The following is a 21,911-nucleotide window of genomic DNA, read 5'->3' as shown; positions in this document are numbered from 1 at the left end:
GTTTCAGCAGCGATTGCCGAATATCTCGAGAAAGAACGGTCAGGCGGCATCCGCCAGCACAATCGGTTCGGGAGCGGTCTCGGTCGCTCGGGTCTGCCGTGTTGTCTTTGGTCGTGATTTCTTCGAGCTTTCGAACTCGGCGAGGAGAACCAGAGCTCTCCGAAGGTCACTCCGCGTGTTCTTCGGCAAACTGGCGAAACCGGCCACGGCATCGAGGCCCGCAAGTTCCCTCGCTGAATCAGCATACGTCCGTCCACCCAGGAGACGCCGCGCTCTCATCGCGCTCGCCTTGATGTTTCGTGCAATCGTCCGACGTTGTCCGTTGTGCTCAAGCCAGTCCAGAAACCTGCCCTCGATCGCAGGTACGGTCTGCCCCGCCTGACGGGCCAGGATGATTTCACCGATCGCCTTCGCCAACGGGGCGGGAACAGCGTTGGCGATCATTTGCAAGATGTCCCGTTGCGTGCGGGCTATCCATTGCCAGTCTTCCGGGAACCCCTGAATCCTTGATGCCTGCTCTCGTGTGAGGGTGGCAGTCAATTCGGCCGGTGCCGGGTCGTCGGGATGCGGATTGCCCAGGTACTTCGGGGCCGGACGTTCCCAAGACGTCCTTGTGACAGTCGGAAATGGTTCGTCTATCGTCCTGACGCCTCGTCCGCCACGCACCGGCCGAGAGTATACGTATCCGTTCTCGATCAGGGCAATGTCGGCAGCATGGGGATGCCATGTTGCGGGAACAGGTCCAATCGACCGCTCCCGGATCGTCGGAGCCGATTCGTCAGGCGAATAGAGTGACCGTCTGGCTGCCGACGTCGCTGGAAAGTATAGAGGGCTTTTGATGAGTGGACCAAACATATCTCGCAAAGTCATCGGTCGGGCGGATGCCGCGTCCGCGACGGCGGACTGCAGAAAGCCGTCTCGCTCGCCGAGGCGGGCTGTCACTATAAATCGACGTCTGCTCTGTGGAACGCCATAAAGGCTCGCGTTGGTGCGCGACTCCGACAGACCATAACCGGCGCGTTTGAGCATTGCCCGTGCCTCGGCCCAAGCCTGCGATTTCGAGGCCTGGATGACGTTCTCCATGACAATCCATTCCGGGCGGACGGCCGTTGCGATGATCGCGAAGGCAACCGTCATGCTGGCGTTCTCGCCCTCCTGACGCCGGCCGGCCAGGGAATAGTCCTGGCACGGCGGACCACCGCAGATCATGTCCGGTGCAAGACGAACAATCTCCGGAATGATGGAAAGGAGGTTCTTGAGGTCTGCGACCTCTGCATGAGGGCCGATGTTATGGCGGTAGTTTTCCACTGCCACTGGCCACGCATCGTATGCCCGGATGACCTCGATACCCGCATCTATCAGGCCGCGGGACATGCCGCCCGCGCCACAAAACAATTCCACTGCCTGCACTGAAAACCCTGCTGAAAACGTCATGTACCTGTACATGACGGAAATGGCACGGCGACGGTTACGAATTCACGAATACTACGTGGAAATTGAGGTCTGCACGACAAACGCGCAGACGCTTCTTTTCTACTGCCGCATAATTGCGAGGGCGGCCGCCTCGGCATGTTCGCCACAGGTCCGGGAAAGCCGACGCCAGATATCGCCGCCGCCGATTTGGTCGGCCACACGCGAGTAGTCGGCGGCATGCAGCATGCCGATAAGAACCGGGACTTCGCCTGTTGAAACCACGTTCGCCAGATGCCTGACGCGCTTCACAAGATCGCCATCGGAGCGGTCGTTCTCACTGCAGAACGCTTCCGTATAGTCGCTCCACGAGCTGCATCCGCTTATGTCCAGATCGATCCGTGAGGCCATGTCCTGAACAGGCGACAAGGCCTTCCAGCGGAGGAAATGCGACCGCAGGCGATCCCACGCCCTGTCGGCTTCGCCAAGCCAGTGCGCGGCGAAATCTCGTTCGTCCGCATCGGGAATCCTGTCGGTCCAGTCGATTTCGCAAAGAACGGTTCGACGGTCGATCTGGTACACGAACCCGTTCACAACGTCGGCTTCCCCCTCTTTCTCGACCGGCTGCTGTTCGAAAGGGTCGACCCTGACCACGCGCGCCGTGAAGCGCGGTGACACGAGATGCACGATGTATTCCCGGCGTGTTCCGTCATCCGCCAGCGTACTGCCGATTTGCCACTTCTTCGGGTCTGTCATGCCATTTCTCCGAACGAGACATAGTTGCCCGCCAGAAAGCGGTCCCGGATCGCCACAGCTTCACTCACTGCGCGGGAGATGTCCGCTTCGTCACCGAAGTCGCACTGGATATCCACCACGTAGTTCTGTTTGACATATTCGCGCAGCGCCTCGCGGACATCATCGTCACCTTCACCGCTGTCGGCGACGAGTTCGACGCGGACAATGCCTGCGCTGAACAACGACGAGATTTGCGGCTCTACCCACTCGTAGTTGTCGGAGCGATCGACGATAGCCAATTTGTCATTGAAACCGAAGTCGTCGAATCTGAATTCCGTGTTCATTCTTGCGCTCCTTCTGCAACTTCCTTCTCCTTGCGGATCGTTGCGATGTAGTTCAGGCACGTAGCTTCTGCGATTTCGATGCCTGCGGCGTTGAGGCCGCGTGCAATCGTCTTGAGCGAGAAACCTTGCCGCGTCATTTCCTCGATGACGGACCAGACTTCCGGTGATGAAATCTGCTGCCTGAGCGACGGATGCGCGTTGGCCTCGGCAAACCTCTTGAGAGCGGCTGCGGCTGTAGCGGGATTGAAAGCTGTCATGGTCATGGGTGCGTTCCTTCGTTGATGATTTCCCGTTCGATGAGGTCGGTGACGACCTCTCGGATCGTCGTTTCACGTTGTGCAACGTGGATTTTGAGTGCCGTAAGCGTCCCGGCAGGCAGGTCCACTGTCAGCCTGTCCGCGCGCTCTCTTCGCGACGGTCGGGCCTGGTGGTTGGAGGAGGCCAGAGCCATGTCATGCCTCCTCGACCACGAAGAAGCGGGCAATGGTGTCCTCGTCGGCATGTTGTTCGGCGAAGTTGCGGGCTTGTGCGGTACCTACAGGATGCAGCCCCTCGCCATCTGACTGCCCGCCCTGGACTGGTTGAGCCCAGCGCGTCATCGCACCACCGCGTCCTGCGAGGAAGAAACGTCCCCGGGGCGTCCGATACAGAGTGGTGACTTCGTGACGGAAATCTCCTCGCCCGGATTCGCTTTCGAAAGAGCAGATTTCCTCTGCTGTCGCGGTGTTGTAGCGGAGGCCGTCGATGATCTTGCTGATGTTCATTTCGATACCTTTCACTTGGCCTGCGGGCACGGCTCCGCCGCGCGCCGAAGCACGTTGTTCATTGATTTCGTTTCCATTTTTCAGGATTTCATGTGATGTGGGGAAGTGCGTTTGTGACTGTCCACATACAAAGTGTTGGAGCATTCCAACGGCCGCGCAAGAGGGAAAATGCGCCGGCTGAGAAGATTTTTCAGCCGTGGACTCGCCAGGCGTTCGACGTCCAGTTTTCGAACGCGTGTTCTACTTGCGCCAGCGCCGTCGGCATCTCGGAGGTGATGCCGCTTGCGATAACCCGCTTGCCTTTCCGGAGGAACCACGCAGCACTGCGGATGTCGGGCAAGTCGCTGACGTACAAATAGTACGACGCGCCGGCCCGACGAACCCTGCACTTGGCGCTCTTGTCGCTCTCATTCCATGGATACTCTCTCACACGCATTTCCTTTCTATACATAGTTGTATTCTCCGCCTCAGTGGCGAGGATCAATTGTTTGCGCCGCCCCTTCGATAAAGCAACATATAAGAAACGATCCGTTCAACGTCAATAGTGTAAGCTATTGTTTTAATTCAAGAACTCGTTGCGCTAGTCCGCTCGTCGAGTTCTTGAATTAAACCTGTATTCGAGTTCTTGAATTTCGACATCGAGTTCTTGAATTAATTTAAGGTTGCATTGGGCAGCATGGCCCTGGCGAGCTTGGTGACAATGAGAAGCGGCAGGATGATCCAGAGAACGAGGCTGCCGACTTCGACCGCATGCGGAGCTTTGATGGCGATGGTGTAGAGGGTCGCGAAGGCAAACAGTGCGATCGGGAAGGTCAGGATGCGGAGGAGGAGCATTGCATTTCCTTTCTATGTGGGAATGTGGGTTTTCAGACGTGCTGAAAGCGGCGGAACGCCTGGATGCCGTCCCGTTCGATCTCGTCGCGCATCGCGGCGGCCGCACCAGGCAAACGGGAGCGACGGATAAGATGGCGGACGGAGGTTCCTTTTTCGATCCTGTAGATCGATGCCAGATATCCATTGAGGCGGCCGGCCGTGTCCCGATCGGCGAATTCCTCAACCAGAAGATTAAAGGTCAAACCTTGAAACGTTGTGCTCGTGATTGCCATTTTGGACCTCGATTACGACTGTTTTCGTTGACATATTTATAGCACATCGGGGCAATGGAGCCCAGGGGACGACGCGGCATGGTTGTATTGTGCCGGAGGAAAACCCAACTGGATTGCTAGGATTTTACGGATGTGAAGATGAGGGCCTGTTCCCTGTTCGATGCGGGCCGCAGGCCAAGTCGAACCCGCGCGCAGCGCGGCCATCTGATGTGTTCCCCGTCCCGATAGCTCCATGATCGCCACCGCTCGCAATGGGAGTCACCCGAAGGGCCGTAACGGAGTGTAGGACGCCCAAGGGCGTTGACAGAGTGAGAACGGTGGCAGGCTTAGCGCGGAGGGTGGGAAAGGGATTCAGGGGTAGTCGGACCCATTCGAGAAGCCAAGCGTGCTGTATGGGCGCGCATACGGCCCCGTACAGCACACTTGAGCTTAAAATGGACTCATGGACCATTCTGGCGCGCTACCGCGCCCCACGATGAAGAAGAGCATATCGGAGCGGTCAACATAGTGGTCCTCGATATCGAGGAGACCGCGGGAATTCGCGCATGCGATTTCGGAATCACGTCTGCCGCAGGAGCGTCAGCATAGCGACCCGGAACGGGTGACGCGGGACCGACTGACGCCGAAATCGCATTCCGCTTGATCTGTTCAAGCTATTCGGACGTCCCCGATAAATTCTTCCAGCGTCATCAGATGCGGGCGCACGGTATCGGGATACGAGTCGTGCAGGCCGGCGGGAACGACGAGCCGGACGCCCGCTTCCGTCATCTCGTTGAACTGGGCCTGAGACACACCTTCCTGGAGCGTCAGCAAATGCTTTGTCGGAATGCGGTCGGCTTCGTTGATGATCTGACGCCAGCGGTCCTTACAGGTAGTCTTCGCGGCGAGCATGCGCAGCCTGTTGGCGGGGAAGGCCCCGTTCTCGTAGGCTTCGACGTTGGGAAACAAAAAGTCAGGTCGCTTGTTGCCCTCGATAACCGGGTTGTGGACGAAATTGGCACCAGGCGACAATCCGTCTTCCTCGAAAATCGCACTGGCATGGTATTCAAGCGATTTGCCCGCCCTTGATTTCCGGCTCTGCAGGATGGTGTTGGCGAGGCCGAGAAATCCGTCGATCGTATGAAAGCCTTCGCTTATCTTGGGCATCCACGTCGCCTGCTCGACGCTCTTGAAAATCTCGAACTCGCATGCACGACGTCGCATCAGCCGGACATCGGCATTCGTCCCTGTTGCCGGCCTGAGCGAAATAGTCTTTTCGATGATCTGACGCCCGGTCGGGAACGTCACCAGCCACTCAGGAGGCATCTCGGCCGGACCCAGCCAGCAAGAAGTTCGCGCTGCTGGGGTAATGGTGAACAGGTCAGCCTGTGGCTCCGAGATTCCCGGACGCCAAATGACTGGAACCTTGGGCTCAACTGGCCCAAGTCTTTCCTCGATCAGGTCGGCCTGGATGCCATCATCGCATAGCCAGACATGGCACGATGCATCGGCAGCGTCCGTCTCGGGCGCGAAAGCGAAGACCACAAGCGCGCCGGTACTGTCTGCATCCAGAAGTGCGGACTGGCCGCCGCCGAAATTGGTCAGTCTGGTCTCGTTACGGGTCTTTCCATGGAGCCTGTTATTGTACCAGACCGCTCTTATGGTCCGGACATCAGGATGGGAGTCGACATAGAGTTCGAAGCGGGCATCCGGATTCAATTCCTGAGGACGATTCAGGCTGGGGATGATTTCAAAAAGAAAATCTTTCGGGATATAAGGGCCGGCCTGATGCGAGCCGTTCGCCAGCGTGTCGTTACCCGACAGGCGCTTCGCGTACCAAACGAAACCTGGTCGACCGTACTCGTCCATCCAGTCCGTCAGGTCACTGATCGCCATCCGTCGTCCCCTCTATATCCGCAGCAAACCTGCCCGATTCGAGCCAGTTCGCCACCTTGTCGATAACCTCGACGATCGGCAACCTCGTCCTGCCTTTCAGCGCGCATTCCCAAACCGTCAGGTGCCGCCACCCCAGTCCGTCCAGCGCCTTCCTGACCTCGACGTCCCGTTGCCGATTGCGCGCGATCTTTTCCGTCCAGAAATCGACCCGTGAAGACGGGAGCCTGAACAGGTGGCAAGTGTGTCCATGCCAGAAGCAGCCGTCCACAAACACAACGGCTCTAAGCCGCGGGAACACCAGGTCGGGCTTGCCTGGCAGGCGCTTGTCATGGAGACGATATCGCCATCCACGCGCGAACAACGCCTTGCGGATCAGGATTTCCGGTTTCGTATCCTTTCCCCGGATGCCCGACATCATCAGGCTACGCTTCTCCGGGGTGACGATATCCGCCATCAGGCCCGCTTTCTGACGACCTCTTTGCGGGCGTCGAGAATGTAGGGCTTCATGAGCTGCGCAACCGCCTCGACAGCAGGAACCGCGACGGAATTCCCGAACTGGCGGTAGGCCTGTGTGTCCGATACGGGGATTATGAAGTCGCTATGTCCTGGAAGGTCAAAGCCCATAAGCCGTGCGCACTCCCGCGGCGTCAGCCGGCGCGGGTTCCGTCCGTCACCTCTGTCGATGAGGATTTCCGATCCGTCCTTGTGGTAGCGAGCCGAGAGCGTGCGGGCGACCCCTTCCGCGCCGAACAAACCGAAACCGAAACCGTTGCCTTTTGCCTTATGCTTGTCGGCATAGGCCTGAAGGTAGGCCCAGAGCTTGTCGCTCAGTGTATACTTGTCCGATACCCGGCCGATATTGCCATCCGTAAACGGCTTCTCGGGGGCTTCCTCTCCGTTCTCCGGATGCAGGATGGTCTTGAGGGTTGGTCCCTTCAAAACGTCAGGCACAACAAGGTCTTCGAAATCGAAACCACACTCGTCCCTGAAACCGACAATGAAAATGCGTTCGCGGTGCTGCGGCAACCAGGACTTGGCATCCAGTATCCTGCACTGGATCGTATAGCCCAGCTCGTTTTCCAGCACGTTCCGGATGATCTTGAAGGTCTGCCCCTTATCGTGGTTGACTAGGTTCTTCACGTTTTCGAGCAGGAACGCCTTGGGACGATGGAAGGCAAGGATGCGCTGGATATCGAAGAACAGCGTTCCCTGCGTCTCGCAGGCGAAGCCATGGGGCCGGTTTAGGGCGTTCTTCTTGGAGACGCCCGCTATCGAGAACGGCTGACACGGGAAACCGGCTAACAGGACGTCGTGAGGCGGAATGTCCTCCTCGCGTAGTTTCGTAATGTCCGGAAAAATGTCGTGGTCATCCTCCGGGTAATTTGCCCGATAGGTCTCCTGCGAATGCTTGTCACGCTCACACGTGAAAATGCACTTTCCGCCGATCGCATCGAAACCGCGACGAAGCCCTCCAATCCCCGCGAACAGATCAATGAAAGTAAAGGAATGTTCGGAGGCCGACTCGGCGCATCGCTCGTTTCGAACAGTCTCCAGGGAGTCCAGTACCACCTTGCGGGGAACGTTCTTCCCCGACTCCCAGCGGTAGACCTGACGTTCGGTATAGCCCAGTCGTTCGGCTGTTTCGGAGATACCCAGGCCAGTTTTCTGTCGCAGGGCGGAAAAATCACTCATGAATCACCTCGGCATTCTCTGGGAGTCTTTCTGACATTACGGCAGGAAGTAATCCATAGAACATAACATGAACGAATGGATGTCAACTGATTATTGTTGCAGCTTTCGTCGACATCAGAGTTCGAGGGTTGATCTGCCAACCACTCGCCTCATGTCGCCTCCGAACTGAGCAAGAGGCCGATAGAGGTCAGCCCCATTGAGGTTTACAGCATGCCTCTCCCTACCATCATCCACTACACGGGCCATGACCGCCGAATGCGTGGCATCGGGCATGTAGATGGCCGAGAACCCCATCCTCTTGAACAGCGCCATGCGGCTACTGGTCCAGAACTCCTCTGGCTGATTGAAGAAACCGAACCCCACTCCCTCGATGGAATTGGAAGAGTAGAGGAGTCTTTCCCGCGCAGCTTCACTCTTCACAGAGATGACGAGGTTGGTAGGCGCGCATGGGATGAGGATGCCCCCGAACGCTTTCAGTGCCTGCATCCTCCCCTCGTTCATGATGATATGACCGGGCATCTGCCATCTCGGCCAATTGTCACCATCCAGCGCCATCAGCGGCACGCCGGCGGATGCAAGTACCTCACTGCACAGGAACTCCATGATCGTACCGCCGATATTCCGGACAGCTTCGCGCGGCGGATAGGCCATTGCTGGAGTGCCCGGACGAGGATGCTGGATCAGGAAGGCATCATGAACGTTTGACGAGTCTACTCGGGTGCCAAGCGTGAGTTCGCAGAGGTGAACGACCGCTCTGGCGGTGGGGGAAACCTCGATTTGCGTAAACAGACATGGACAGTATTCCAGCAGTCGTTTCAGCATCGCCCGGTTCAACGGAGACGTGAACAAGGCCGCGGATGTCCAGGTGCCGACGGCGCGGAAGTTGGCGTCAAGAAACGCTGCCACGGCAGGTCTGTCGGCCACCCTGATTTTCAGTTCAGGCCGGTCGAGAACCGGAGTCTAGGCGGGACTGCCTGACGGTGCAGACATCGGGCAATACGGATGAAGACAGTTCATGTTTCCTCCTTGAGAAACCTGAACATGCCAAGCCGGCCTTGCGTCAAACCGTTGCTTCCGCCAATCGAGAAGTATGAGCATCCGGAGCCGTGAGCATAGCGACCCTGAAAGGGTTGCGGCGGGTTTTCGCATGTCGAGATCGGAATCAGGGCCGCCGTGAGAGGTTCAGAAGAGTCGCTTTGGCGGGAACCGGGGCCGACCACCCCGACGAGATATTCCGTGTACTTCCGTACTGAGCCTCCCAGCCCCTCCAGATGCAGTCAAACCTTTTGGACGACTACCGATCCATCTTTCCCACCATACACCAGCTGGCATCCACGTTGGCGGCTCTCGCGTATGGCTTGCTTTCGTGCTTCCTTTTGCTTCCAGGCCTTCTTTCGATCCTCCATTGCCTTTCTCATGAATTCCGGCATGGGACGACGTTTGACGCCCAGCTGTTCCGCCTTCGGGTCTTCCTTGCTGTCTACCAGGATTGAAGACCCCGTTCCGACGGCCACGGAGGACACTGATTTCGACGAACGGGGTTCCCGATTCTGCAGTACGGAATCGCCGAGTACTGGAGTCCTATCTTTGACCTCGGCGGGTGTGGTGAAGGGCGGGTTGTGAAGGTGTGGTGAATCCAGATGCCAAGTCTCTGATTTTGTTGAATCGGAAGTTGCAACGGACGACTTCACGGAGCAGACACCCGAATTCGACCGTCCGACGAACTTCTCGTACGCAGCCTTCATCGTCCTGACGAGGTTCTTCACCTGTCCAGCGGGAACGATAAAGCTGTCGTGGATCGGCAGGCACGGGACACCCTTGCGGACCGTCATCTCACGGAGAACGTACTCGGCCATCTTCGCATCGAGGTTCTGCAACTCCAGTCCGACGCCCGAATGGAAGTACTTCTCGACCGGAGCATGGCGGGCCTTCATCACGGCGATCAGCTTGGCGGCGAGTTTCCTGTCCAGTCCCTTTTTTTCGAGGTAGTTCGCGACGGCTCCCTTGGCAGCCAGATAGCCCTCGGCGTTGACGATGATGAAGAACGCCCGCTTCGCCACGTTCCTCGGAAAGCCTTCGATGATGTAGGGATCGCCGACGAGTCTCTTCTTCGCCCAGGCATAGATGATCCTGGCGTGCAGGTAGTCGTAGTCAACCTCCTCGGTGCGCTCGCCGTCAATCAGGATGGTATGCCTGTGGCGGCCGCGCATGGTCTGCCAGAACCCGGCGTAGAAACGCCCGCCCGATGTCCAGACACCCTGGTTGAAGACGCGGTGCATGGCGGTCGCCGAGGTCGAGAACACGCGGTCCTCGATACGGGTCCACTGTCCGTCGGTGACCACGCCTTCGCCCTCGACGGTGAAGCGGGTCTTCTCGAGGACGTCGTTGACCTTCTCGAGAACGTATCGGCTGTCCCGTGTCTGGGGCGTGTCCTTGTAAGCCAGTATGTCGCCGTTCTTGTCGCGCAGGATGATGGTTTCCCCGCGCTTGCGGTTCAGCTTCGGCATCTCGAAAGCGACGAGCATCGGGTTCGGCAGATAGGAGGACTGGATGCCCCGCTTACCCGCCGGCCGCCTGTCGTGTTCGATCAGGATGCCCTTGGCGACCAGAGCGTCCACCGCCTTGATGACCGTGCTGCGTCGGAACGCGGGACCCGTATACCGTGCGCGGTTCTGCCAGTAGGCTTCGCGCCTCGAATAGGAGATACGGCGGCCGGGATAGAGATGGGCCGAGATGATGGCGTCGGCCGTCAGGGCGTCCACCACTTCCTGCTCGGAGGCGGTCTCCATCACCGGGACATCGAGGACCTTCTTGAGTTCCTCGGAAGGCATACGCCAGGACATGCCGACGGGACGGTGCCTCGTCAGGTCCTTGCGCCATTCGCCGTCAAGGGAGAATTCGGGTAGGACGCAGGCCCCTGCGCCGACCTTACACTGATTTCCGGAGCCTGCGTGCTCGTCGGATTTGTCAACATTTTTGATTGTAGGGTCAGGCGGTAGTGTCGAGCGGGTCGGGATATGTCCCGACCTCGGGCTCACCGATTACGGTGGGGGGTCTTTACAGCAATTTCGCCAACAGCGATGCTCATCTGGCAACTCCAAAAAAACACCACTGAGGGTTCCCGCCCTGCGACGTGGTGTTTTTTTATGGTCATGCGGGACAGAGTCTTGGTCAAGCGCCGAAAATACGTTCCGTATGCGAAACGAATTGATGGTCGTCATGTACAGGTACATGACGTTCTCCACAATCCCCCACCCCGCCCAAGCGTGATCTCGGAACGCGGGATGGATTCGAACAGCTGTCACGTACTTGTACATGATGGTTATGCAAGGCAAGCGAGTTAGACACCAGTGGCATCTGGTTGCCTCGCCCCAAAGCCCTCGTCCCGGAATTTCTCCAAGAGTTTCATTGCATGAACAGCTTGGCCGTCCGTGGGAATTTTGGACGGTATAGCGGCACAAATTTGCACGATCTGCGCGTCCTTGGGTGTAAGCCGCTTTTTGAGACGGCCCCATGCCATTACCTCGGACCAGAATTTGCCGCCGAGGTTAACGGCCTCGGTTTGTGCCATGATCGCCTGAGTCTGAGCCTTTTCGCTTCGAGCATCCCGCACTGCGGTGCGTGCTGTATCGAGGGCCACGATGCAATCATTGAAGTTGTCCGCGTAGCTCAGTTCCTTTTCCTTCAGTCGGTTCCAACAGGCCTGTTGCTTGGCCCATTCGGACATGTTCCTGACACCAGTAGGCGGATGGGTAATTTCATCATTGGCAGCCCTCGCCGCGACGAGCAGGGCATCAAGCAGGGCATCCTGAACTGACTGCTTGCGCCAGACGATATCAAGGTCAAGAGTCTGCCTTTCCGACTTGCCGTCATGGAAAACCTTGGCCATCGCATATGTGACGATGTTGGCTCTATAGCCCCCCTCGTACCAGCCCTGCTTTGGAACTTCCTCTTCTAGCTTCCGGAAAATGATGGCCTTGGCGATCACGCGTCGGAACCAGGTCTCGTCGTACTTCGCATCGCTTTGCGACCAGCTCTGTCCAATATCCTTAGCAAATTCGGCAAAATTCTTCTGGGCACCCTTTGATACGACGTGAGGCTGGCCGATTGCCGAGAACTCGAACTTTGCAAGATCGGTCTTGCTGAAAAGCTGGATTTTCGGAAACTCCAAGTCGAATTTCTTCTGCTGCGCAGCGGTAAGGCGTCCGCGGGCATTGATATACTGGCCACGGGAGCGCTCGTAAAACCACTTGCTGTCGTGTCGTTCGCCCTCCCTTGCCGTAAAAATCACGTTTCGGGAGAACTGTTCCATCCTTATGTGGAACGGATGGTTGGAGAAGAAGTCTGCGGCGTTCACCTTGTTCTGGGTATTGGCGAATTCCGAAATTTTCGGGACGATTTCCTCCGACCGCTCCGGAGGAACGACGGTCAACTTCATCTGCACGAAGACCTTTGAAAGCTGCTCTTTTGCGGACTTCAGCGCCGAATGGATCGATCCCGTCGTCTGGGCTCCATTTACGATCTGCAGATTGGTGATCTTGCTAATGGCTAGACCGTTTTCGGTCTGAACAGTGGTGACTTCATCGGCCGTTGCAGACAGACCATTGTTATATGGGAAGAAGAGTTCTGGTTCATCCTTGACTGTCTTCTGGATGCCCTTGTTGGTCTTGGCACGCGCTTGCAGAAAGGACCGTACGTTAGCTTCGAGAAGCCTAGCGCCCCATCGGTCGTAAATGGAAGCCAATTGAGCTCCTGGCACAATGGCGAGGTAGCTCTCGAGTGCTGCGTCGTGTTGCGAAGCTTTCAGCGCCGGTAGTGGCGAACCAAAATTCTCCGCGATATCGAGGATCATATCTTCGCGTGCCTGTCCAGATCGATCGAATTTTTCGAATCGCGCTAGGTCCCATACCGACCATGTAACGGGAATGTCGCCGATATCGGCAAGCTTCACATTGTCGTCTCGTCCGATGTATTGTCGGTTCGACATGACGATAAGCTTGATCTTGGTGACATGGCTCCACGTAGTGATTAGCAAGTCGGACACCTGAAATGCTGGACTGACTTCGTTCAAACTATCGCGAAAAGCTGAGGTGCGAGCCTTGTTCAAGAAGCGAATGAGGGGATTTAATATAGGTTTCACCTCAACTTTCCCAAACGCCTGAAGATCATCGCTATCGACGAAATCGCAAATGATCAGACCCAAGACGCCTTCGCTATCGCGCGGGTTTCCCGCATAGCCGTCCACCCTCATCTTCTGAGCTGCTTCGCCGTTTTGATAAAAAGCCCGGTCCGCAACATCAAGTTCGCCTGCCTCGGTCAGACGCTCGCTCATTCTATCGAAGAAGGCTTCGACCATCATAATCCCGCTTGCGTCGGCCTCACGGCGAATGTCGGCCATCAGGTTCCTATGATACTCGTCCAGCTCACTCATTGTTGCCCCTGCCAAAGATAGCGGATTTCGCACTGCGTATGTCTGCTCGGAATGGCGCGCAGGCGGAAAGCGCGATCGAATAATTCACGTTGGAAACGCCAAGCGCTATCGGTGCTGCAATTCTCGGGAATTCTTCCGAGACCGCATGAAACTCTGGCTCAGACACTGTCCAGCGGTACCTGGAATAATCATGATCGGAGTCGTAACCCGCTTCAGCGAGGCGCACTTCCAATTCCATCATGGCAGATGGATCGTCGCTTTCGATCAAGGCTGCGATCGTGCTGACCACATCCGTTAACGTTTCGCCGAGTGGATCGGGAACCTTGTCAACAGCTATTACGACAAGCCAGAGCCGACGCCCGGGAACATCAGCAAGTTGAAACTCATTGGATATCTTTACAAAAGGCTGAGCAGCTGTCCGCCTTGCCTTGACCTCAATACAGTCGCAAGGGAGTTCAAAATCTTTCGGCGCGCCTGAAGGTCCCGTCCAGCATGAAAGCGCCGGCTTCGCGCCCATTTCCGCAATGAGTAACTTGAGGACTTCAATCTCGCCGATGAGGCCCTTTTGTTCTTCGTCGGAAAGGATTCGCGAAGTTTCCCCGCGTAGGAGATTGTGCCAGCGAAAAGTGCGGCGGATCGCTCTTTCGACAGCCATCAACTCTGCTTCTGCCACTTCACCCGCGGTAACGACATCACGACACAGCGTCTCGAAGAGTTCGATCTGACGATCATCCTTCAAGCGGATGCAAAGTATTGGGCCCGTCGCCAGTTTTTCGAAGCGCATCTCCAGATTCCTCAGCTTCGGCAGTTCGGGCAAGGGATCGGGAAGGACATCCAGCTTCATCACGAGAGCAACGTCGCCGCCGGGAATGACCGCCCAAAACCAGTTCCAGCGAGCACCATGGTCCACGCGACGAGACTCGATTGCGCCGGTTTCCAATCGGCTCCAAGGGCTTTCACTCAGCATCGCCACGAGCCTCTTCCTCAGTCTCATCCTCGCCAAAGAGCTCACGCAGCCGACTGGTGTTCACCACGTACTCGACGGCACCACCTGCGACATTGCTCGACGGGAACGACAGACCCCAGACAAGAACTCCTTCGGGCGGCATGTCCTTCAAAGGTTCCTCGCCCAATTTAGGCTGGACATAGCGCAATATGAGCAACGGATTTCGCCCCGCGACTTGTCGATAGACTTTCGGGTTGACAGTCTTTGAGGTTTTTTTTGCTTCCTTCTGTCGCAGGAAAAACCCATCCTTTGCAGCCTTTATCTGATCGGTTGTCAGACCTTCAGCTTCGTCATCTGCAGAGCCAATCCTGCGGCTTTTGCCGCTGATCAAAAGCACCTTGCTTCTCAAAGCGTCTGGATCGACCGATCGCTCGAATGGCGTGATCTCCTTGCCGGCGAACCCCGCGGGTGCGACCGCCGTACCAGTGGAGCTCGCGATGTATATGTCCCACTCGCCAAGCTCTGAACTGGCTCTTGCATCAATATAGTCCCGAATAAGCTTTGGGTCAGTCAGTGGGTTTGTGGGTCGGTCGCCTGGTTCCGCACGAAACTCCCGGAGGAACTCTTGGACCAAGCTGACTTGAACACTTTTGAGCAGAAAGCCGTTGCCAGAAGCTGGGCCAAGGTTTGCACCGTGGTTGATTGCCGCAAGAACCAGTTTCTCTCCTGCATCCTTATTGAGGCCAAGTTGCCTTTCATCAACGACTATTCGCGTCGTCTCGATGAGTTGCTCCGCGAGCCCTACCCGGACAGGGACCGTCTCACTCCGTCCCATCTTGTTCTTCGCCGTTACAATCAGTGTTTCCGGATGACTCCTGACCGCAAGACCAAACTGCTCTGGTGTAGCCTTTGCGAGCTCCATTCGCTTGAGTTGATCCTGAAGATCATCCATCGCTTCCTGAATGTGAGCATACCAATTGGCACCACTACGTGGCATCCATACTCGGCACAGGTCCTCATAGCCTGGCCGATAGCCGAACCAGCGGCCCATCTGCATTAGTGTGTCATACATGATGGAATTGCGCAGGAAGTAACTGATCATCAAGCCTTCGAGTGTGAGGCCTCGCGACAGCGAAAAACCTCCCACTGCGATAACGGTTACACCATGTTCACCGCCATGATCGTAATTCAAGGCCTGCGACCGTTTCGAGGCGTTCACTTCGATAACGCGCAATGAGACCAGAACTTCATGCAAGTGCGATTGGATTGTTGGCCAATCTGCCGCTTCAGCGTCTTCATACGTCGCTTGCCAGACTTCCTGAAGCTTGGCGATCTCCGGGTTCTTCAGCGCCGCCTTTCCCTTACCTGCGTCGACAACCACCGCGTCACGGATACGTTCGACGAGGTCCACAATTCTTGACCGCAGTTTTCCCTGCACATCTGTGAAACGGGAGGCGTTGACGAGCATCGACGCGTGTTGTGCCTGTTGTCCTCGGGCATTTCGGATGGCTCTTGCCACGACAAAGGTTCGAACGGCTTTTTCCAAACTGGCAGGTAACGCATCGACCGGATGACTTATCTTGTGAGCTATCGGGAAAATATCCTCATTATCTGCAATCTCGCAGAAATGACGGTCGCGATTGTCGATGAAAATCTTCTGCGCCCCGAAATAATTGGAAGGCGCGTCAAGCCCGATGATAAAGTGACGAGGGAAAAGGTCCTGCTTGAGAGCCTCATCGTCTGTATCCGGATCGATAAATATGTTCGCGAACGGGGTAGCTGTATAACCGACGTAACAACTCCTGTGAAAGAGGGACAGAAGCTCGCGTATCTGACTGTTAATGCGGGTAACCTCATCCCGTGAATAGCCCGTATTGATCGACGCGTTGTCAGCCTCATCATCGATCAGAAGCATGGGCTGGCTTACCATCTGCGTCCCTTGGTTGACCGAATGCTCCGTCAGCCATTCCAAGAGATTGTTGAGAGTGCTGGAATTCTTCTTGATAACCAAAACGACGGGCACATTGTATTGCCCGATCTGACTGGTGTTGGTTGTCGCCGTCGCCTTGTTGAAGTCTCTCAGGGTGTTCGTGAGGGAAACGGGAAACTCGCGCTGATCGAAGAGACCCACACCGATGATTTTCTGGCGCTGGGCCTTATTGGCATGTGAAAGACGGCCTGTGTCGCGACCTATAAACCCCTCGTCGATCCTAGCTTGCGTCTGATTGCGCAGGTTGTTGTGAATGCCGGCGATCACAACGATAAGACGGTACCCAGCGTCTGCAGCCTTGCAAATAAGACCAGTGTAATTCGCAGTCTTTCCGCTCTGCACATGGCCGACTACCATGCCTCGTCTGCTCCAAGGGCTCTTGTTGCGCGGATCACCGAGACGATCGAGAACCCTGTCCGTGACTTCGTCAGTGGCATCTATGACCGTCTTCGGAAGCCCGTTCTTATTCAGAAGCATGCGGTAGCGGCCCCAGTAGTAATCACGAACCTCGCCGTTTATGCGTGCATCGTGTAGCCAAGGTCGGAAGTCGTCAGCATCCACTATCGCGCCAAGGCCCATGCTGATACCGTACTTTTCTTCGAGAAGTCGCGCTAAACCCTCTGCTTCTAGGTCGTCGATCTTTCCTTGGAACATTGTAGAGCGAAGTTGGGAAATCGTTTGTCGAATAATCTCCGCCGTCGGAGGTCCAGGCTGAGCGGTCATGAACATAACCGCCATTCCCTCGATGCTGCTCAGTATGGGGTTTGTCATGCGTTTTCTTTTTCCAAGATGTGTGAAATAATTCTTTGGGTATCACCCCAAGCCGACCTGAACGGATCGACATCCTTCATCAGCACGACAATCTCGTCCACACTCTTTCGCGCATTCCTCAACACTGTCAGCGTCGATTTTACAGCTTGGACCAATGTGTCTTCATCGACTTGATCCGGCATTACCTGCTCGGCCATTCCAGACATGTCAGCATGCAGTGTCTCGATCGGAAGCGACGCGCCGGCTATGGAAATGCAGTTGAAGAAGCCTCGTCGAAGCCCTTGAGGCAAGCTTTCCGCGAACTCCGAGAAGATTGGATGATCCACGTTAGGCCGATAACGGATTTGTCCTTCCGCCTGAATGCGTTGCCACAAAGGCAGCCGATCCTTGTCAACGAGTTTCTGCCCCCGCTTACGGTATGTCCTCTTCGAGCCATCCTGAATTCGCTCGATGACCTTGCGGAGTCTGTCCCTGGCAAGCGGAGGTAACTGAGCGGATGATTTTTTAACATCGATCTTCCAGTCGGCATCCATTGTATTCGGGATGTCTATCCGGACACGAGAAAGCTTAGTGAGTTCGGATTGACGGCATAGACCAAACCATGTTCCAAAAAGGATGAGGCGCTTTCCACGATAAAGATAGAACCCTTGGGATTTCAAATGCCCTTCGGGGCCACCCAGCTCCTCCCAGTCGGGGTTGCTCATTTGCTTGTGATGAGGGAGCGTAAAGCTTTGGATTTCGATCGAGCCTTGTGAGAGGTTTACGGTCTCCTCAGGGTCCGCAATAGTGGCGGGGTTTTTCCGAGCAAATGGGTCAAGCGGCGTCAGCTTGCGGCCATTCAGCAGTATCTTGATCGGCTTTGAAACTTCCATGAAGCGGTGAAAGACTAGCCGAAGATGGCGTTCGGTATCGGCAAGCCGCTGGTTGATAACCTCGGCACGCTTGGCCAGATTGCTGGAGATGCCACCGCCTAGTCGATCCAGCTTTTCCCACAATACAAGCGTACCTGAAGAACCAAGATGCTCCACCCCGGGGATATCATCTATGTCGTCCGGAAGCTGGACCGCCCACTCGTTCTTCTCTGCAACCTCATCCAGGTCCCACACGGCTGCCGAAGTCAGTCCGGAAGCGCGAGATACAACCGTGAGCCGCCGACATTGAGAAAAGCTGGCGCTTTTAAGTCCAAGGCCAAAGCGGCCGAGATCGGGCTCCCTTCTCGTTTCGAGCGGGTTGGTACTACCAGGACGCATTGCCGCGATCAGTTCCTGTTCGGACATCCCCTTTCCATCGTCGATGATCGCCAGATAAGGTTCTTCGGAATAGCTTTCGCTGATTATCTCAATACTCTTAGCATTGGCAGTGATCGAATTGTCGATGACGTCAGATATGGCTGTTTCTAGCGAATATCCGATGTCCCTAAGACCTTCGATCAGAGCAGCGGCATGCGGTGTGGCATCGGCTGTACGAGTAATCTTCTTATGTTGCATTGCGGCATTCCAGAACGGGACCAAGCACCACCATTACGAGAATTCACGTCTCCTGCAAGATGCGATTCTTAAACTTGAAAAGGTTGTTAGAGTTTTGAGTACGAGGCCAGTTGTCTCTTTTAGCGAGATGGCATTCAGGATGGACTTCTTGCCGTCATGTACTTTTGCGTGACGCATTCGAACATCCCGCACTCGGCATTCGTCTGCGGCCCTCCTCCCGGGGAAGGGCCTCACGCCCTTGGCGGACGTCTCCGATAGCGCACCAATCGTGACTTTGGTCGCCTCCGAAAACACCGAAGTCTTGCATTTCGCGTGACACCACAATATGGGTACACATCGCTTCAATTTCGGCGGCGAAGAATCCTTGTTTTCAGGGCTTTTGTAGGCAGATTTGACAGGCTTCAAATCTCTCTAGCAGCACCATTTCCCCCGGAAGATGCCTCTGTTGTCCGGACCAGCGATGAGCATTCGAAATTGCCTTCCTGTTCCTCCCCGCCTCGCGCAATATAATCCTCGACCATCCCATGCAACAAGTTGGGCGTTCGCGCGTTGCGGGGCATCGGCGTGCTTTGCGCCATCATGATTGAACGATGACCGGTGTCTCGTGCGGATAAGTGGAATTCTCAATCACTGGAACGATCAATCGCTTGCCAGGCAGTTTCTTCTCGCCGGTGGGCTCGTCTCCTTCTGCGCCATGTTGCTTGTCGGAGCTTACGTCACCAGCCTCATCGAAGCTGCCGTTACCCGCAATTCCGCCGCGTCGACGGCACTCTACGTCGACAGCATTATCGCACCCTTACTTCCCGACATGAAAACCAGCAATACGCTCGACGACGTGACGACCCGGGCGCTCGACGAGACCTTTGGGCAGGGTGCGCTTGGCGGCAAGGTGATATCCTTCAGGCTCTGGCGCAACGACGGAACAATCCTCTATGCCACGGACAAGAGCATGATCGGCAAACGGTTCGAGCCGGACGGCGATCTGAAGGCGGCATTTTCCGGCCAGATGGTGGCGCAATACGGGCCGGTTGAGGATCTGGAGAGCGAATTCGAGCGCTCGAAGGGCGTTCCTCTTCTCGAGATCTATAATCCTATTCTCCAGCCCTGGTCGGGCGAGGTCGTTGCGGTTTCCGAATTTTACGAAGTTGCCCAGGATTTTGAAAACAGCCTGCATCAGGCTCAGCTGAGAAGCTGGTTTGCAGTTGCAGGCGTCACCGTCGCTTTCTTCCTCCTCCTTTCTGCAATCGTGTTTCGCGGGAGCCGCATTATCGACAATCAGCGGCAGGCCCTGACCCAACGGGTGGCGGAGCTTTCGGAGCTGCTCTCTCAGAACAAAGCCCTGCATGCCCGCGCGCAGCGCGCTTCGCGGCGGGCGACGGCGCTTAATGAAAGCTATCTGCGCCGCCTCGGCGCCGACCTGCATGACGGCCCCGCCCAGCTCGTCGCCTATGCTGCCTTGCGCGTGGACAGCAAAGTGCTTACCGATCCGGCCACTCCGCCGAGCGCCCGCGAAGAGGAGGTGTCTACCATCAAGGCACGGCTGGACGAAGCCATGGACGAGATACGCAGCATCTGCAGCGGCCTTGTCCTGCCGCAGATCGAAGCGGCAGCGCTGCCGGACGTGCTTTCCCGAGCCGTTGCCGCGCACCGTCAGAGGACGGGTTTCGATGTCATGCTGTCGATGTCAGAAAGCCCACACTCCCTTTCCCCCGCGGCGAAGATCTGTATCTATAGGTTCGTGCAAGAGGCCCTTAATAATGGTTTTCGGCATGGCGGCGGCGTCGGCCAAAGCGTCCGCCAGACGTTTGAGAACGGTAATGTGCTTGTCGAGGTCTCCGACCAAGGTCCGGGCTTCGATCCGGCGGCGGCGCGTCCGGAAGGGTTGGGGCTCGCAGGCCTTAGGGAGAGAATCGAGAGCTTGGGCGGCACATTCGAAATTTCTACGTCGAAAAACGGAACCAGGGTCAGGATGTCCCTGAACGTGCAGGAAATGGAGCAGGCCTGATGACAGCAGTCAAAATTGCCGTTGTTGACGATCACCCTTTATTCCGGGAAGGCGTTACCCGCAGCCTCGGTGAAATCGAAGGCTTCGAAATGGTCGGCGAAGGCGGATCCCGGGAGGATGCCATCCGCATCGTGCGGGAAATATGTCCCGACGTCATGCTGATGGACATTTCCATGCCCGGAAACGGCCTGGATGCAATTGCCGAAGCGCTCGATATCTGTCCGGAGCTGAAGATCGTGATGCTCACCGTTTCGGAAGCAAGCGACGACATAGCCAAGGCGATCAAGCTCGGTGCGAAAGGATATGTCCTTAAAGGCGTGGGATCGAGAGGACTTGCAGAGGTCGTCAAGACCGTCGCTTCCGGTGAGAGCTACGTGTCACCGGCCCTTTCCGCAAAACTTATTGCAGGCCTCTCCGCACCTGCGGAAAAAGCGGAAAAACAAGATCTGCTGGCGGAACTGACGGAGCGCGAGCAGGAAGTGTTGACGTTGGTGGCCTCAGGGCTCAGCAACAAAAGAGTAGCGCGCGAACTCGACCTTCACGAAAAGACCGTCAAGCATCACATGACCCGGATTCTGTCGAAGCTGAAAGTGTCCAACCGGACAGAAGCGGCACTCACCCTTCGCGATGCCGCAGATCAGCGCTCAGCGGCCGAACGACTTTAGGCGCGAAGCATCGGACGGAGTGGCAGCGCGGTTAACGATGGTCCTCGAACGGGAATCGCGCATCTCGTAGCGGCCCCCGGACAGCTTCTCTGTCGTCCCGTTGCCGTGGCGAACGGTGATCGAGGAACTGCGGGGATCCACCTGCACCTCGGCGGCCTTCGGCGAGGCCGGCGCCGATCTGCTAGCCGAAGGCGTTGTTACTGACGTCGATCCGGCGCCCGCCCCTTGGGCTGAGCCGGCAGACGAACCATTCCCGCTTCCATTTCCATTGCCGGCCCCACCACCTTCGGAGCCGTTTCCGTTGCCTGAGCCGTTTCCGTTGCCTCCGGAATTGCCATTGTCGTTCCCGTTGCCGTTGCCGCCACCGTTGCCATTGCCGCCGCCGTTGCCATTGCCGCCGCCATTGTCATCTTGAGCCAAGGCAGCCGGCGAAGCAAAGGACGGCAGACCGTGAAAATCGGTTGCCACCCGAAACGGCATAACGGCGAGAACGATCGCCGTGAATGTCGTGCCAAGGGCCGTGATCTTACGCGGGGCCATCTGCAACTCCTGACATTGCTTTGTTTATATCTGTCGCACTTATAATAGCGATGAAACCGGATATTTCCTTCATGGTTCCGATTCCGGCAAAAAGCCCGCCGGTCGTCACGTGACGATCGGCGGGCCAGATTCTGCGCTGAAAGGGACCGA

The 21,911-nt window shown here is 56.6% G+C and carries 21 protein-coding genes; 2 read left to right on the top strand and 19 right to left on the bottom strand.

Annotation, left to right across the window (positions count from 1 at the left end):
* Positions 1–39: 39 nt before the first annotated feature.
* From EDE09_RS01505 to EDE09_RS01420, 18 genes are all read right to left on the bottom strand, one after another.
* Entirely contained in the window at positions 40–1,434 is a 1,395-nt protein-coding gene (locus EDE09_RS01505) for a DNA cytosine methyltransferase (RefSeq protein WP_165924090.1), read from the bottom strand.
* Positions 1,435–1,533: 99 nt separating this feature from the next.
* Entirely contained in the window at positions 1,534–2,166 is a 633-nt protein-coding gene (locus tag EDE09_RS01500) for a hypothetical protein (RefSeq protein WP_132408515.1), read from the bottom strand.
* Entirely contained in the window at positions 2,163–2,489 is a 327-nt protein-coding gene (locus tag EDE09_RS01495; RefSeq protein ID WP_132408513.1) for a hypothetical protein, read from the bottom strand. Before EDE09_RS01495 ends, EDE09_RS01500 begins: the two co-directional genes overlap by 4 nt.
* A complete protein-coding gene (locus tag EDE09_RS01490) occupies positions 2,486–2,752 on the bottom strand; it encodes a hypothetical protein (RefSeq protein ID WP_132408511.1) in 267 nt (88 codons plus the stop codon). Before EDE09_RS01490 ends, EDE09_RS01495 begins: the two co-directional genes overlap by 4 nt.
* The gene (locus EDE09_RS01485) at positions 2,749–2,940 is read right to left on the bottom strand and encodes a hypothetical protein (RefSeq protein WP_132408509.1); all 192 of its coding nucleotides are present in this window, start codon (positions 2,938–2,940) and stop codon (positions 2,749–2,751) included. Before EDE09_RS01485 ends, EDE09_RS01490 begins: the two co-directional genes overlap by 4 nt.
* A 1-nt stretch (position 2,941) precedes the next feature.
* Positions 2,942–3,397: a hypothetical protein gene (locus EDE09_RS01480; RefSeq protein WP_132408507.1), complete on the bottom strand. Its 456-nt coding sequence runs from the start codon at positions 3,395–3,397 to the stop codon at positions 2,942–2,944.
* Positions 3,398–3,443: 46 nt separating this feature from the next.
* Positions 3,444–3,704 carry a hypothetical protein gene (locus EDE09_RS01475; RefSeq protein ID WP_132408505.1) on the bottom strand — a complete coding sequence of 87 codons (261 nt, stop codon included), beginning with the start codon at positions 3,702–3,704 and terminating at the stop codon, positions 3,444–3,446.
* Between the two features lie 200 nt (positions 3,705–3,904).
* A complete protein-coding gene (locus EDE09_RS01470) occupies positions 3,905–4,087 on the bottom strand; it encodes a hypothetical protein (protein ID WP_132408503.1) in 183 nt (60 codons plus the stop codon).
* 32 nt (positions 4,088–4,119) lie between these two features.
* On the bottom strand, positions 4,120–4,359 hold the full coding sequence (locus tag EDE09_RS01465) for a hypothetical protein (protein WP_132408501.1): 240 nt from the start codon (positions 4,357–4,359) through the stop codon (positions 4,120–4,122).
* A 648-nt stretch (positions 4,360–5,007) separates the two neighbouring features.
* Positions 5,008–6,234: a type II restriction endonuclease gene (locus EDE09_RS01460; RefSeq protein WP_132408499.1), complete on the bottom strand. Its 1,227-nt coding sequence runs from the start codon at positions 6,232–6,234 to the stop codon at positions 5,008–5,010.
* The gene (locus EDE09_RS01455) at positions 6,221–6,688 is read right to left on the bottom strand and encodes a very short patch repair endonuclease (protein ID WP_132408497.1); all 468 of its coding nucleotides are present in this window, start codon (positions 6,686–6,688) and stop codon (positions 6,221–6,223) included. The genes EDE09_RS01460 and EDE09_RS01455 overlap by 14 nt, the downstream gene beginning before the upstream one ends.
* Complete coding sequence (dcm, locus tag EDE09_RS01450) at positions 6,688–7,926, bottom strand: DNA (cytosine-5-)-methyltransferase (RefSeq protein ID WP_132408496.1); 1,239 nt, start codon at positions 7,924–7,926, stop codon at positions 6,688–6,690. Before dcm ends, EDE09_RS01455 begins: the two co-directional genes overlap by 1 nt.
* Before the next feature lie 114 nt (positions 7,927–8,040).
* Entirely contained in the window at positions 8,041–8,850 is an 810-nt protein-coding gene (locus tag EDE09_RS01445) for a hypothetical protein (RefSeq protein ID WP_132408494.1), read from the bottom strand.
* 353 nt (positions 8,851–9,203) lie between these two features.
* Positions 9,204–10,769, bottom strand: a complete 1,566-nt coding sequence (locus EDE09_RS01440) for a hypothetical protein (RefSeq protein WP_132408492.1) — start codon at positions 10,767–10,769, stop codon at positions 9,204–9,206.
* Positions 10,770–11,266: 497 nt separating this feature from the next.
* A complete protein-coding gene (locus EDE09_RS01435) occupies positions 11,267–13,357 on the bottom strand; it encodes an AIPR family protein (RefSeq protein ID WP_132408490.1) in 2,091 nt (696 codons plus the stop codon).
* Positions 13,350–14,324, bottom strand: coding sequence for a PD-(D/E)XK motif protein (locus tag EDE09_RS01430; protein WP_207914806.1), 975 nt, complete (start codon positions 14,322–14,324; stop codon positions 13,350–13,352). Before EDE09_RS01430 ends, EDE09_RS01435 begins: the two co-directional genes overlap by 8 nt.
* Positions 14,314–17,064: a Z1 domain-containing protein gene (locus tag EDE09_RS01425; protein ID WP_132408486.1), complete on the bottom strand. Its 2,751-nt coding sequence runs from the start codon at positions 17,062–17,064 to the stop codon at positions 14,314–14,316. Before EDE09_RS01425 ends, EDE09_RS01430 begins: the two co-directional genes overlap by 11 nt.
* On the bottom strand, positions 17,061–18,551 hold the full coding sequence (locus EDE09_RS01420; RefSeq protein WP_132408484.1) for an ATP-binding protein: 1,491 nt from the start codon (positions 18,549–18,551) through the stop codon (positions 17,061–17,063). Before EDE09_RS01420 ends, EDE09_RS01425 begins: the two co-directional genes overlap by 4 nt.
* Positions 18,552–19,155: 604 nt before the next feature.
* Between EDE09_RS01420 and EDE09_RS01415 the strand changes: the two genes are divergently transcribed.
* Both EDE09_RS01415 and EDE09_RS01410 read left to right on the top strand, forming a co-directional pair.
* Complete coding sequence (locus tag EDE09_RS01415; RefSeq protein WP_132408483.1) at positions 19,156–20,556, top strand: sensor histidine kinase; 1,401 nt, start codon at positions 19,156–19,158, stop codon at positions 20,554–20,556.
* A complete protein-coding gene (locus EDE09_RS01410; protein ID WP_105370593.1) occupies positions 20,553–21,221 on the top strand; it encodes a response regulator transcription factor in 669 nt (222 codons plus the stop codon). Before EDE09_RS01415 ends, EDE09_RS01410 begins: the two co-directional genes overlap by 4 nt.
* Here EDE09_RS01410 and EDE09_RS28035 read toward each other — a convergent pair.
* The gene (locus EDE09_RS28035; RefSeq protein WP_165924088.1) at positions 21,201–21,761 is read right to left on the bottom strand and encodes a hypothetical protein; all 561 of its coding nucleotides are present in this window, start codon (positions 21,759–21,761) and stop codon (positions 21,201–21,203) included. The two genes, EDE09_RS01410 and EDE09_RS28035, sit on opposite strands and share 21 nt — an antisense overlap.
* Between the last annotated feature and the right edge of the window lie 150 nt (positions 21,762–21,911).

The sequence above is a fragment of the Neorhizobium sp. S3-V5DH genome (genome assembly GCF_004343065.1).
In the GTDB taxonomy this organism is placed as follows: Bacteria; Pseudomonadota; Alphaproteobacteria; order Rhizobiales; family Rhizobiaceae; genus Neorhizobium; species Neorhizobium huautlense.
This window is presented reverse-complemented; position numbering and strand designations above follow the sequence as displayed.

Excerpts from the sequence above, each read along its gene's own strand:
- EDE09_RS01455 (WP_132408497.1), bottom strand. The coding sequence starts at position 6,688 with ATGGCGGATATCGTCACCCCGGAGAAGCGTAGCCTGATGATGTCGGGC.
- EDE09_RS01430 (WP_207914806.1), bottom strand. The coding sequence starts at position 14,324 with ATGCTGAGTGAAAGCCCTTGGAGCCGATTGGAAACCGGCGCAATCGAG.
- EDE09_RS01485 (WP_132408509.1), bottom strand. The coding sequence starts at position 2,940 with ATGGCTCTGGCCTCCTCCAACCACCAGGCCCGACCGTCGCGAAGAGAG.
- EDE09_RS01420 (WP_132408484.1), bottom strand. The coding sequence starts at position 18,551 with ATGCAACATAAGAAGATTACTCGTACAGCCGATGCCACACCGCATGCC.
- EDE09_RS01500 (WP_132408515.1), bottom strand. The coding sequence starts at position 2,166 with ATGACAGACCCGAAGAAGTGGCAAATCGGCAGTACGCTGGCGGATGAC.
- EDE09_RS01465 (WP_132408501.1), bottom strand. The coding sequence starts at position 4,359 with ATGGCAATCACGAGCACAACGTTTCAAGGTTTGACCTTTAATCTTCTG.
- EDE09_RS01490 (WP_132408511.1), bottom strand. The coding sequence starts at position 2,752 with ATGACCATGACAGCTTTCAATCCCGCTACAGCCGCAGCCGCTCTCAAG.
- EDE09_RS01425 (WP_132408486.1), bottom strand. The coding sequence starts at position 17,064 with ATGACAAACCCCATACTGAGCAGCATCGAGGGAATGGCGGTTATGTTC.
- EDE09_RS01435 (WP_132408490.1), bottom strand. The coding sequence starts at position 13,357 with ATGAGTGAGCTGGACGAGTATCATAGGAACCTGATGGCCGACATTCGC.
- EDE09_RS01475 (WP_132408505.1), bottom strand. The coding sequence starts at position 3,704 with ATGTATAGAAAGGAAATGCGTGTGAGAGAGTATCCATGGAATGAGAGC.
- EDE09_RS01440 (WP_132408492.1), bottom strand. The coding sequence starts at position 10,769 with ATGTCCTGGCGTATGCCTTCCGAGGAACTCAAGAAGGTCCTCGATGTC.
- EDE09_RS01480 (WP_132408507.1), bottom strand. The coding sequence starts at position 3,397 with ATGCTCCAACACTTTGTATGTGGACAGTCACAAACGCACTTCCCCACA.
- dcm (WP_132408496.1), bottom strand. The coding sequence starts at position 7,926 with ATGAGTGATTTTTCCGCCCTGCGACAGAAAACTGGCCTGGGTATCTCC.
- EDE09_RS01505 (WP_165924090.1), bottom strand. The coding sequence starts at position 1,434 with ATGACGTTTTCAGCAGGGTTTTCAGTGCAGGCAGTGGAATTGTTTTGT.
- EDE09_RS01470 (WP_132408503.1), bottom strand. The coding sequence starts at position 4,087 with ATGCTCCTCCTCCGCATCCTGACCTTCCCGATCGCACTGTTTGCCTTC.
- EDE09_RS28035 (WP_165924088.1), bottom strand. The coding sequence starts at position 21,761 with ATGGCCCCGCGTAAGATCACGGCCCTTGGCACGACATTCACGGCGATC.
- EDE09_RS01460 (WP_132408499.1), bottom strand. The coding sequence starts at position 6,234 with ATGGCGATCAGTGACCTGACGGACTGGATGGACGAGTACGGTCGACCA.
- EDE09_RS01495 (WP_132408513.1), bottom strand. The coding sequence starts at position 2,489 with ATGAACACGGAATTCAGATTCGACGACTTCGGTTTCAATGACAAATTG.